This is a genomic window from Pseudomonas lini (assembly GCF_001042905.1).
Taxonomy (GTDB): domain Bacteria; phylum Pseudomonadota; class Gammaproteobacteria; order Pseudomonadales; family Pseudomonadaceae; genus Aquipseudomonas; species Aquipseudomonas lini.
Genome location: NZ_JYLB01000008.1, coordinates 82049 through 94359, shown reverse-complemented (window position 1 = coordinate 94359; position 12311 = coordinate 82049). Strand labels below are relative to the sequence as shown.

At 58.2% G+C, this 12311-nt stretch carries 9 protein-coding genes; 7 read left to right on the top strand and 2 right to left on the bottom strand.

Translation table 11 applies throughout. From position 1 onward, the window contains the following. Positions 1-53 precede the first annotated feature (53 nt). From TU81_RS22425 to TU81_RS22410, 4 genes are all read left to right on the top strand, one after another. Positions 54-509: a flavodoxin gene (locus TU81_RS22425; protein ID WP_038979001.1), complete on the top strand. Its 456-nt coding sequence runs from the start codon at positions 54-56 to the stop codon at positions 507-509. Between the two features lie 218 nt (positions 510-727). Further along, positions 728-1510, top strand: coding sequence for a class II aldolase/adducin family protein (locus tag TU81_RS22420; protein WP_038979002.1), 783 nt, complete (start codon positions 728-730; stop codon positions 1508-1510). Beyond that, complete coding sequence (locus tag TU81_RS22415; RefSeq protein WP_038979003.1) at positions 1511-2413, top strand: alpha/beta fold hydrolase; 903 nt, start codon at positions 1511-1513, stop codon at positions 2411-2413. A 110-nt stretch (positions 2414-2523) separates the two neighbouring features. After that, the gene (locus TU81_RS22410; RefSeq protein ID WP_038979004.1) at positions 2524-3435 is read left to right on the top strand and encodes an SDR family oxidoreductase; all 912 of its coding nucleotides are present in this window, start codon (positions 2524-2526) and stop codon (positions 3433-3435) included. Positions 3436-3479: 44 nt separating this feature from the next. On the opposite strand, the gene TU81_RS22405 is transcribed toward TU81_RS22410, so the two are convergent. Continuing rightward, positions 3480-3737: a hypothetical protein gene (locus TU81_RS22405; RefSeq protein WP_038979005.1), complete on the bottom strand. Its 258-nt coding sequence runs from the start codon at positions 3735-3737 to the stop codon at positions 3480-3482. Then, positions 3734-5365 carry an S-type pyocin domain-containing protein gene (locus tag TU81_RS22400; RefSeq protein WP_231983805.1) on the bottom strand — a complete coding sequence of 544 codons (1632 nt, stop codon included), beginning with the start codon at positions 5363-5365 and terminating at the stop codon, positions 3734-3736. Before TU81_RS22400 ends, TU81_RS22405 begins: the two co-directional genes overlap by 4 nt. A gap of 978 nt (positions 5366-6343) precedes the next feature. Here TU81_RS22400 and TU81_RS22395 point away from each other — a divergent pair. From TU81_RS22395 to TU81_RS22385, 3 genes are all read left to right on the top strand, one after another. Continuing rightward, positions 6344-8137: a DUF1302 domain-containing protein gene (locus TU81_RS22395; protein ID WP_038979006.1), complete on the top strand. Its 1794-nt coding sequence runs from the start codon at positions 6344-6346 to the stop codon at positions 8135-8137. Between the two features lie 23 nt (positions 8138-8160). After that, complete coding sequence (locus TU81_RS22390) at positions 8161-9528, top strand: DUF1329 domain-containing protein (RefSeq protein WP_048396545.1); 1368 nt, start codon at positions 8161-8163, stop codon at positions 9526-9528. 140 nt (positions 9529-9668) lie between these two features. Beyond that, entirely contained in the window at positions 9669-12224 is a 2556-nt protein-coding gene (locus tag TU81_RS22385) for a LuxR C-terminal-related transcriptional regulator (RefSeq protein WP_048396544.1), read from the top strand. Positions 12225-12311 lie beyond the last annotated feature (87 nt).

Sequence of the window (12311 nt, the reverse complement as noted above, 5' to 3'; positions counted from 1 at the left end):
GAGGGCGGTGCTGTTAATATCTCCTACTTTTATTTAGATTCAGGATCAGATTGATGAAAGTCGCCATCCTTTCCGGCTCGGTGTACGGCACGGCTGAAGAAGTCGCCCGTCACGCAGCAAGCATTTTGAACGCCGCCGGTTTTGAAACCTGGCACAACCCCCGCGCGACACTCGCCGATGTTCAGGCGTTTGGTCCCGAAGCGTTTCTGGCGGTGACCTCAACCACCGGCATGGGCGAGTTGCCGGACAATCTGCAGCCGCTGTATTCGGCGATTCGCGATCAATTGCCCGCCGCCTGGCGTGGTTTGCCGGGTGCTGTGCTCGGATTGGGCGACTCGAGTTATGGCGATACGTTCTGCGGTGGCGGTGAGCAAATGCGTGAATTGTTCGGCGAACTGGGCGTGCGTGAAATCCTGCCGATGCTGCGCCTGGACGCCAGTGAAACCGTGACGCCGGAAACCGACGCCGAGCCTTGGCTGGCGGAACTGGTCAGCGTTTTGCGTGGCTGACTTGTGGGAGCGAGCAGGCTCGCTCCCACAGGTTTGCGTGGCTTAGCCTTTATTGGCGGCAGCGCTTTGACATGGATCCAGACTCACCCGTGCACTGACTCGCTCGGCCATCAAGCTGGCTGCCAATGCAACTACACGAAGCCCGGGGGCTGACTAGACTGCTGTAACGCAGCAAAAAACAATAAAAACCCAGAAAAATAAAAAAGGGAATTCTTGCCGTGAGCGTAGCCCCCGTTCAATCGCCACACAGCATCAAAGACAAAGTCAGTGCCGCCGAATGGCAGACCCGCGTCGATCTGGCTGCCTGTTATCGTTTGGTCGCCTTGCACGGCTGGGACGACCTGATTTTCACGCATATTTCCGCCAAGGTGCCGGGCACTGAAGACTTCCTGATCAACCCATTCGGCCTGATGTTCCATGAAATGACTGCGTCGAGCCTGGTCAAGGTCGATCAGGCCGGCAACAAGTTGATGGACAGCCCTTACGAGATCAACCCGGCGGGTTACACCATCCACAGCGCCGTGCATGAAGTCCGTCATGACGTTGCATGTGTGCTGCACACCCACACCGCGGCGGGGGTGGCGGTATCGGCGCAGAAGCAGGGGATCTTGCCGATCAGTCAGCAGTCCTTGTTCGTCCTTTCCAGCCTGGCTTATCACGCCTATGAAGGTGTTGCGCTGAACCATGAGGAGAAGGCGCGACTGCAAGCCGACCTTGGCGAAAACAATTTCCTGATGCTGCACAACCACGGTCTGCTGACCTGTGGCGGCACCATCGCCGACACGTTCCTGATGATGTTTACCTTTCAGCGCGCCTGCGAGATTCAGGTGCTGGCACAGAACGGTGGCGCGGAGCTGATCGCCATCGAGCCGCAGATTCTGGCGGGCGCCAAGGCGATGATCGCCGGTGTCACCAAAAGTGCTCAAGGGATGGGCGGCGCACTGGCCTGGCCGGCGCTGCTGCGCAAACTCGATAAACAAGACCCGGGTTATAAACTCTAAATGGCCCTCGCCGAGATTCCTCTGTGTGTCTGGCGCAAGCGCAGCCAGACGTTCGTATTTCGCGGTCAGACCATCCGCTATTGGGCCGCGGGGCAGGGCGAACCGCTGTTGCTGATCCATGGATTTCCGACGGCCAGTTGGGACTGGCATTACCTGTGGCAGCCGCTGGCGCAGCGCTATCGGGTGATTGCCTGCGACATGCTCGGCTTCGGCGACTCGGCCAAACCGGTGAATCATGACTACAGCCTGCTGGAACAGGCTGATCTGCAACAGGCCTTGTTGGCGCATCTGAACGTTGAGCAACCCGTTCACGTGTTGGCACATGATTATGGCGACAGCGTGGCTCAGGAGTTGTTGGCCCGGCACTATGAAACGCGCGCTGATATTGCCAGTTGCGTCTTCCTCAATGGCGGGCTGTTTCCCGAAACCCATCGCCCGGTGTTGATGCAAAAACTCCTGCTCAGCCCCTTCGGCTGGATGATCGGGCGAGCTTTTTCCCGTGATGCGCTGGTAAAGAGTTTCCAGCAGATCTTCGGTCCGCAGACCCGGCCCACGGAAAGTGAACTGGATGATTTCTGGAGCCTGGTCGACAGTAATCACGGGCAACGGATCATGCACAAATTGATCAGTTATATCCCGCAGCGCCGAGTCCAGCGTGAACGTTGGGTCAGCGCCATGCAGCGGGGAGAGGTGCCGTTGCGGGTCATCGATGGCGAGGTCGATCCGGTTTCCGGCGGGCACATGGTGGCGCGCTATCGGCAACTTATCCCCGCCCCGGACACCGTCCTGCTGCCTGAGATCGGCCATTACCCGCAGATCGAAGCGCCGGCGCAGGTGCTCAAGCACTATCTGGAATTTCGCGACCGGCTGGTTTCACCACCGCGCAAGGTGGCCTGCTCCTGATTATCCCGCTGCCTTATTGCGCACCATTCAGCTTCCTCCGAGTTTATTGTGACCAGCCGCCTTGTGCCTGACACTGGGACTCATTGTCCCCTGGCCTGCTGGAATTCCCCATGAATGAGTCTGTGCGCTTCGAAGATAAAGTCGTGATCGTCACTGGTGCGGGCGGCGGTCTGGGCCGGGCGCACGCGCTGCTGTTCGCAAAGCAGGGCGCCAAAGTGCTGGTCAATGATCTTGGCGGCTCGGCTCAAGGTGACGGCGCCAATGCTTCAGCAGCGGACCGCGTGGTGGCGGAAATTCGCGAAGCGGGCGGCACCGCCGAGGCCAACCACGATTCCGTCACCGACGGTGACAAAATCGTCCAGCATGCACTCGACACATTCGGCCGTGTCGATGTCGTGGTGAACAACGCCGGCATCCTGCGGGACAAGACCTTTCACAAAATGGACGACAGCGACTGGGACCTGGTTTACCGCGTCCACGTCGAGGGCGCCTACAAGGTCACCCGTGCCGCTTGGCCGCACATGCGTGAGCAAAGCTACGGCCGCGTGATCTTCACCGCGTCGACTTCGGGCATCTACGGCAACTTCGGTCAGTCCAACTACGGCATGGCCAAACTCGGCCTCTATGGCCTGACCCGCACGCTGGCTATCGAAGGCCGCAAGAACAATATCCTGGTCAACGCCATCGCCCCGACCGGCGGCACCCGCATGACCGAAGGCCTGATCCCGCCACAAGTGTTCGAACAACTCAAACCGGAACTGGTCAGCCCGCTGGTGGTGTACCTGGCCAGTGAGCATTGCCAGGAAACTTCGGGGTTATTCGAAGTGGGTGGCGGCTGGATGGGCAAGGTGCGCTGGGAGCGCAGCCTGGGCGCCGGGTTCGATCCGCGGGTGGGGTTTTCGCCGGAAGATGTGGCGGCGCATTGGGAGCAGATTTGTGATTTTGAGGGGGCGGCGCACCCGAAGGATAATATTGAGGCGTTGAAGGAAATGATGGGGAATTTGCAGAGGTATTCGGTTTAAGTGGAGCAGGCCACCAAGCTGAACCTTGGTGGCCGAATTGCTTGTTAAGAATATTTATTTTCGGTAATAAACTGAGGGGTTTTCCAGTTCGGTCCCTTTACGGTTTTTCCATTTTCATCGCTTGCCAGTACGCCATCGCTGAAGAGCGAGTTGTAAGTTTTTACCAGTTCACCATTTAAAATTATCTCTTGGCGGTGTCGCCCATACATTCTGTCGACCGCTTGGGCAGACCTGAAAAGCGCGAAATACGAAACGACATCTTCTACCGATTCGTTTTTGATGATTTGTTCGATAGGGCTCATTGTTCGAAACTCCTCATGTCTTTTTCGTACTCTCTTTGGTCTTGTGCATTCATTGCGCTGATTGCTTCTTCGCTATACAAAATTGTCAATTCGCTTCCTAGCTTGTAGTCCTCAAGAGTAGCCGTATGTGCATCGTTCCATATTTGAGACTCGTCGGAAGGAGATGCGGTGTCGCTATAGCCGAACGCCCTGTAACGCTCTAGTTCTCGTATCTCATGAGTGTAGTAGCGTAAATCTGTGTCAGTTATTTTCCCGTGTTGGCTCAGAATTTTTTCTAGGCGTCGAACCATTATGTCGTTGGCGTCCGATTGGTCGAGACGTGTGATATGTAATTTCACCGCATCAATTCCAGCTTGAGTGATGACCGCTGTGCGCCAATCCAGATCAAGTATTGGACCTCCGGCCTGCTCTGGGTTAAACAAACGCCCGCTGTATTTACCTTTAACATTCGCCCCCGCGTAAGGACTGCTAAACACGACATAAAGCGGCGCAATTCCTGAATCATCGGGAAACACAATGATGAACCTGTCCCAGCCCTGCACCAGGATTGGATTCAGGTCCAGTCGCCCTTCAATCGGAATAATCGGGGCGCCGGTGTATGCAGGAGTTTCAGTTTGAACAATCGGTTGTTCGGTTGAACTGTTCCCCGGCGTGATGGCGGGGGTCCAGGTCAGGAAGTCGGTTGGTGAGTCGGGGAGGACTGTCTCATAGACATCGTTGAGTAAGTCGTAAGTGGCGTGCAACACCGGCACGCTAGAGCGAATGTCGAACCCGTCGGTCGTGACGACAAACACCTCTGCGCGTGAGCCGATGGGTCTGTAGCCAATCCCGACTGGTAGATCCAGTGTTCCTTGTCGGTCCGCGATCACTCGCAGTGACTGTGGGCTTTCTGACGTCAGTTCCGCGAGCGGTACGCTCATCGTAAAGCGTTCGCCGTTTCCCAGGCGCGAAGGTGTCAGCAGAGCGGCGAAACCGATCAGTACAGAACCCAGTGTCGCGGCGCCTGCCGCAGTTACCACCTGCAATGCTGAACGCAGCGTGCTGAGTATCGCGGCCGATGTTTCGGGCGCGAGGATGACGGCGGTCGAGGCGAAGGAAAATACCGGGCTGGAAGAGGCTGTCGCTCCCAGAGCGGGATATCCACGCAGGGCTGCTAAAGCCGCCTGCTGTTTCTCGTGCTCCTGCCGTTTAGCTTCAACACGAAGCAATTCTGCCTGGCGTTGAGCCTCGGCCAGTGCTGCAAGCTGTGCTTGTTCGGCAGCCACTTGTCGCGCGGCGGCTTCGGCGACAATGAGTGCTTGTTCAGTAGCCAGTCGTTGGGCCTCAGCCAGCACCGCAAGACGTGCCTGCTCTCGAGCAAGGGTCTCAGCTTGCTCGTTGATCCGTGCCAACTCGGCGGCGATCCGTCGGGCTTCCTGCTCCGCTGCGATTCGCGCCTGATCTTCGGCTTGTACAACAGCCAGCCAGTTGAGCACGTTGACCTGTTGCTGATTGAGAAGCTGGATAGCCGCGAACCAATGCCGCCGCCGGCGGTAGAGGATGCGTTGGGCCTTCCAGCCGTGTTGCGGCCAGTTCGGTCTCAATTGATTGTGGTAATAATGTGGACTTTGCGCCGAACTCTTGTTCAAGGGCGATCTGAGTGTTGTACATTATTTCGCGGGTTTTATGGTTGGCCCCTGCCGGCCCGAACATACCGCTAAATGAATAGCCCTGCGTGGTGTCCTTAAAGGGGTCCCAGTTATCTGGGGCTTTTGCAGTAATATGTGTTGCATCAAGAATCAATGGTGGTTTCTGCATATTCAATCCTTTGAATTTGCTGTTCAGGGTTTCTAAGTGATCAATGGATATAGGTTTCGGAAGATGCTCCGACTTGTTGCAGTAGAGAGTGCTCGTCCATGGATGGATAAGTTATTGCTTTACGTTACAGTGGAATTGGAAGGCATGGGTCCGAGAAGTGCGTAGGGAACTACTCGCGTAATCGAGAGAAGTTTCCTTGGCTGAATAAATAATTAGAAATGTCTTTATCTTGAGGAGGATGTTTCTTACCTGCTACAGCGAAGCATCTTGTAGGAACACTTGTATGAAGCCTGATCGCCAGACAAACCGATCACCCATAAAAAAGGCCGCTGCAAACGCAGCGGCCAAAGCAAGACGTGGATCAAGGAGCAATAAATCAACGTCAGTGAACACGGGCGATGAGTCGAAAAAATACGCTTCAAATCATCTGGATTCTGTCGCCAACGGGGTAGGTCTATCATCCCCGTCGGTTCATGCTTTCAGGCCGTTTGCCGTGAAAGCCCGACAAGAATAAGGGCTTGAGTGCAAAGGAAAAATAGCGATTCCAGACATGCACTGTTGCAGTCTGAGCAACAGTCTTTGGCTGAACCCTGTAGCAGCCTTCGGCAGCTGCCACATGCCCGATTCAACCCACGACCATGCGCTGCGCTGATAACCCTCCATCCAGCCCATCCATACCCCGCGCAAACCCCCGTCCGATGCGGGCATTCATCCTTTAGAGGTACAGCGCGAATACCTCCTTGGTGCGCTTATCGCTCCCGGCGTGCGGCAGTAGGGTGGGGCCTTCTGTCACTCACCGGGGAAGACGCATGACAAAAACAACAATGCGCGCCATCTTCAAACCGCAAGCGCTGGCCGTTGCGGTGGCCTTGGGCTGCTGTGCCCAGGCGCAGGCTGTTTCATTCAACATCGGCGAAATCGAGGGGCAGTTCGACTCCTCGCTGTCCGTCGGCGCGAGCTGGGGCATGCGCGATGCCGACAAGTCACTGGTGGGCACCGTCAACGGCGGTACCGGCCAGTCTTCGACCGGTGATGACGGACGGCTGAACTTCAAGAAAGGCGAGACCTTCTCCAAGATCTTCAAAGGTATCCACGACCTCGAGTTGAAGTACGGCGACACGGGTGTGTTTGTCCGTGGCAAGTACTGGTACGACTTCGAGCTGAAGGATGAAGATCGCGAGTTCAAGCAGATCAGCGACAGCGGTCGCAAGGAAGGCGCCAAATCTTCGGGCGCGCAGATCCTCGATGCGTTCGTCTATCACAACTATTCCATCGCCGATCTGCCGGGCACCGTGCGCGCCGGCAAGCAGGTGGTCAGTTGGGGTGAAAGCACCTTCATCGGCAACTCGATCAACAGCATCAACCCGGTCGACGTTTCCGCGTTCCGTCGTCCTGGCGCCGAGATCAAGGAAGGCCTGATTCCGGTGAACATGCTGTTCGCCTCCCAGGGCCTGACCGATCAGCTCACCGTGGAAGGCTTCTACCAACTGGAGTGGGATCAGACCGTTCTCGACAACTGCGGCACCTTCTTTGGCGTCGACGTGGCGGCGGACGGCTGCAACACCGGTTACACCGTCGGCAACCCGGCGATTGCGCCGCTGGCGCCGTTGGCGGCAGCCTTTGGCCAACCTATCCAGGTCTCCCGTGAGGGCGTGATCGTGCCCCGTGGCGGCGACCGCGATGCCCGGGATTCCGGGCAGTGGGGCACTGCCTTGCGCTGGCTCGGTGACGACACCGAATACGGCCTCTACTTCATGAATTACCACAGTCGCACACCAACCGTCGGCACCACCACCGCCGGGCTGTCGACACTGGCCAGGCTGCCGGGCATGATCAGCGCCGCCAACCGTCTGGCACCGGGCAGTGGCTCGGGCCTGGCCCAAAGCGTGATGCTCGGGCGCGGTCAGTATTACCTCGAATACCCGGAAGACATTCGTCTGTACGGTGCGAGCTTCTCCACCACGTTGCCCACCGGCACTGCCTGGACTGGCGAAATCAGCTACCGGCCCAACGCTCCAGTACAGGTCAACACCAACGACTTGACCCTGGCACTGCTTAACCCGATCGCCGGCGGCGCCGCATCGCCTGTCGCGACCCGGCCAGGTGCCGACAACACGGGTTACCGCCGCAAGGAAGTGACCCAGGTCCAAAGCACCCTGACGCATTTCTTCGACCAAGTGCTGGGTGCCCAACGGCTGACTCTGGTCGGTGAAGCAGCGGTGGTACGGGTTGGTGGTCTGGAGTCGCGGAGCAAGCTGCGTTATGGCCGTGATTCGGTCTACGGCCAGTACGGTTTCGGTGGCGATACCGATGGCTTCGTCACCTCCACCTCCTGGGGCTACCGCGCCCGGGCGATCCTCGATTACGCCAACGTGATTGGCGGGATCAACCTCAAACCCAACCTGTCCTGGTCCCATGACGTCGCCGGCTACGGTCCCAACGGGCTGTTCAACGAAGGCGCCAAAGCGGTCAGCGTCGGTGTCGATGCCGATTACCGCAACACCTATACCGCGAGCCTCAGTTACACCGACTTCTTCGGCGGTGACTACAACGTCCTGGAAGACCGTGACTTCCTGGCGCTGAGCTTCGGTGTGAACTTCTGATCTGGCTGAGAAGGATGATGTTAATGCGCAAGATGATTCTGCAATGCGGCGCCGTGGCCCTGAGCCTGCTGGCCGCCAACGTGATGGCGGCGGTCTCGCCGGAAGAAGCCAACAAGCTCGGCACCACACTCACGCCACTGGGCGCCGAGAAGGCCGGCAACGCCGACGGCTCGATCCCGGCCTGGACCGGTGGCATCCCGAAAAACGCCGGAGCGGTGGACAGCAAAGGCTTCCTGGCTGACCCGTTCGCCAGCGAAAAACCGTTGTTCACCATCACTGCTGCAACCGTTGATAAGTACAAGGACAAGCTTTCGGATGGCCAGGTGGCGATGTTCAAGCGCTACCCGGAAACCTACAAGATCCCGGTTTACCCGACCCATCGCACCGTGGGCCTGCCGCCGGAAATCTACGAGTCGGCCAAGCGCAGCGCGCTGAATGTGAACAGCATCAACGACGGTAACGGCCTGGCCAATTTCACCGGCAATCGCTACTACGCATTCCCGATTCCGAAGACCGGCGTCGAGGTCCTGTGGAACCACATCACCCGTTATCACGGCGGCAACCTGCGACGCATCATCACCCAAGTGACCCCACAGACCAACGGCAGCTACACGCCGATCCGCTTCGAGGAAGAGATCGCCGTACCGCAATTGATGAAGGATCTGGATCCGGAAAAAGGCGCCAACGTACTGACCTTCTTCAAGCAATCGGTGACCGCGCCGGCGCGCTTGGCGGGTAACGTATTGTTGGTGCATGAAACCCTCGACCAGGTAAAAGAGCCGCGTCTGGCGTGGATCTACAACGCCGGTCAACGTCGAGTGCGACGCGCACCTCAAGTGGCCTACGACGGGCCGGGCACCGCCGCCGATGGTCTGCGCACGTCGGATAACTTCGACATGTTCTCCGGCGCGCCGGATCGCTACGACTGGAAACTGATCGGCAAAAAGGAAATGTACATTCCCTACAACAGCTACAAACTCGACTCGCCGAGCCTCAAGTACGATGACGTGGTGAAGGCCGGGCACATCAACCAGGACCTGACCCGTTATGAGCTGCACCGGGTCTGGGAAGTGGTCGGCACGGTCAAGTCGAGCGAGCGGCACATCTACGCCAAGCGCCATATGTACCTCGACGAAGACAGCTGGCAAGTGGCGCTGGCGGATCACTACGACGGTCGCGGCCAACTGTGGCGAGTGGCCGAAGGTCACGCCCAGTATTACTACGATCACCAGACTCCGGCCTACACCCTGGAGGCGCTCTACGACATCATTGCCGGCCGATACATTGCCCTGGGAATGAAGAACGAAGAGAAGCACAGCTTCGAATTCGGCTTCAACGCCAAGTCTGCGGACTACACCCCGTCGGCCCTGCGCGCCGAGGGCGTTCGGTAAGGGTTTTGATACACAGGCATCACCAGAGGCGACCTGCGGGTCGCCTTTTTTATGGGCGCCGATCAGCGTCCTGAATACTTCTCAACAAGCGGGTTATAGAGGGCTAGGGTGGCCGGACAATTATAAAAAGGCACGCCGCAATGACCGCCATGACTCCGTGTCTGGACCGTTCTGGATTCCTGCCCCGTCTGTCCTCTCATCACCTGTCGCGGGCCCGTTTGAGCGAGCCGTTATTGGCTTCGACGGCCCGGGTGAAATTACTCTGCGCACCCGCCGGCAGTGGCAAGAGTGCGCTGCTCGCCGAATGCCTGTTGCAGGCACCCGCCCAGTGCAGAGTGCATTGGTTGCCATTGTCCGGCGAAGCGTGGAGTGCGGCGGATTTTCGTCATCGTCTGGCAGAGACCCTGGGGTTGGCCTCATCGGATGAAGCCGGGTTGCTGAGCTGTCTGGCGCGATTGCAGACGCCGACCTGGCTGTTTCTCGATGACTACTGCCGGCTGCCAAACCCGGAGCTGGATCTGCTACTGGATCGCATGCTGGCGATCAGCAGCCCGATACTGACCTGGTGGCTGGGCGCCCGCCGCCGGCCGCCCTGCAATTGGCCAAGGTTGCTGCTTGATGATGAGTTGTACGAATGCGAGAGCACTTCGCTGGCCTTTACCTCGGGCGAAGTCGAGCAGATATTGCAGCCCTGGGTACCGGAGCAAGCCAGCAAGGTGGCCAGTCGGATCATCCTGCGCACGGGTGGTTGGTGTGCCGGTGTGCGGATTGCATTGCTGCAGAAGTGCGACTGGTCGCGTCAGGACAAACCCCTGGGACGGGCGGACACCTTGCTCGATTACCTGGAACATGAGTTGTTCAGTTCGCTGACGCCTGAGTTAAGTGAGGCCTGGCGGGTGCTGGCCCACTTGCCCCGCTTCAATGCCCGGCTGTGCGATCACCTGTTCGGCGCCGGGGAGGGCGCGCAGTACTTGCGTACCTTGCAAGCGCTGGGCTGTTTTATCGAGCCTTGGCAAGACTCCACCGACTGGCTACAGATTTTTACCCCGTTCAGCCAGTTGTTGCGCGATGAGCAATGGCCGTCGGGACGCTCCTGGCATCGGCGTGCCTGTCAGTGGTTCTGTGCCGAACAGGACTGGAAATCGGCCTTCGAGCAGGCATTGCTCGCCGAGGAATACGAAGTGGCGGTCAGCCTGCTGCAGCACTTCAGTTTCGAGCATTTGTTCGAGGAGCAGACGGTGGTGCTGTTGTTGCGTTTGCATGAGCAGCAAGGCGAGGAACTGACGCTGGGCAGCCCGCAGTTGGTCGGATTGATAACAGCTGCGCTGTTATTCGCCGGACGTTTCGAACAGGCGAATGCCTGCATTGCTCATTTGGCGTACTTCACGCCTCAACCCTCGGCGCTGCTTCAGCGTCAATTGATTGCACGCTGGCAGGCTCTGCAGGGTTGGTTGCTGCATTTACAGGGACGAATGGAGACTTCGCGCGCGCACTTCCTTGAAGCGTTGAGCGCGCTCGATCCCGAATGCTGGACGGCGCGCCTGATGTGTTTGTCCGGTCTGACGCAACAGGCATTGCTAAGAGGCGAACTCGACGTGGCGCAAGCCCATAACCGCGAGGCACTGTGCCTGGCGCGGGCGCGAGGTTCGTTGGTGTTCGAGGGCTTGATGGAACTTGATCATGCGCAATTGCTGGAGCAGCGGGGGGCTCCGGCCCGCGCCGAGAGCCTGTTGCTCAACGTGCACGAACTGCTCTGCCAGCAAGGGGATCGGCCCACGCCTCTGCTCGGGCGCATCGCCCTGCGACGTGGACGACTGGCGTTATGCATGGGGCAGGAGGAACGGGCCACCGAGTTCTTTCAGCACGGTCTCGACGATTGTCTGCGCAGCCACGACAAACGTGTGCTCTACGGTTTTCTCGGTCAGGCGCAATTGGCGGCCAATCAAGGCGATTACGCCCAGGCCTTTGTTCGCTTGCGCGATGCCGAGCGCTTGATGCAGCAGCGGCAGATTCCGGACACGGTCTACCGAGGAGTGCTGTTGCAGGTCAGTAGTCATTTCTGGTTGCAACAGGGACGTCCCGAGCTGGCGCGCGAGGCGTTGAGCCGGGTACTCAAACACTATCGCGGGCCCCGGGCACGACAGGCGCCGCCGGCCACTCTGGAGTTGATTCCACGGATCGAATACCTGCTGATCCTCGCCCGAGTCCGGTTAGCGCCGCAGATGTCTGATGCCACGGCACAGCTTGAGTTTTTGATGACACACGCACAGGCGCGCGGTATGTGGGCGCTCGCCACTGAGTTGCAACTGGCGGTAGCCGAAGCATTGTGGCTCGCCGGCCGTACGGAACAATCCATCGGTATGTTGCAAGAGGGCGTTTGCAGTGTGGAGCGATACCAGGGACAACAGGTGTTGAGAGAGTTGAGACAGCGTCAGGGTGCATTGTTTGAAGCCCGGTCTTCTGTTTTGCCAGACGAACTTATCCTGCGTTCAGGTGAAACAGGTGCATTGAGCCAGCGTGAACGACAAGTACTGGAGTTAATAGCACTCGGTCATTCCAATCAACAGATTGCAGATGCCCTGTTCATTTCTTTGCATACTGTTAAAACCCATGCCCGGCGTATTCACGGAAAGTTAGGAGTGGAGCGCAGGACGCAAGCCGTGGCAAAGGCAAAGTTACTTGGGTTGTGCAGTTGATTTTATGGCTGTTGAGGCTGTATTGAGTTTTGAGTTTTGTGAGGGTGTCGTTACATGCGGTATGGGCTGCGCATATTTGGTATTGGA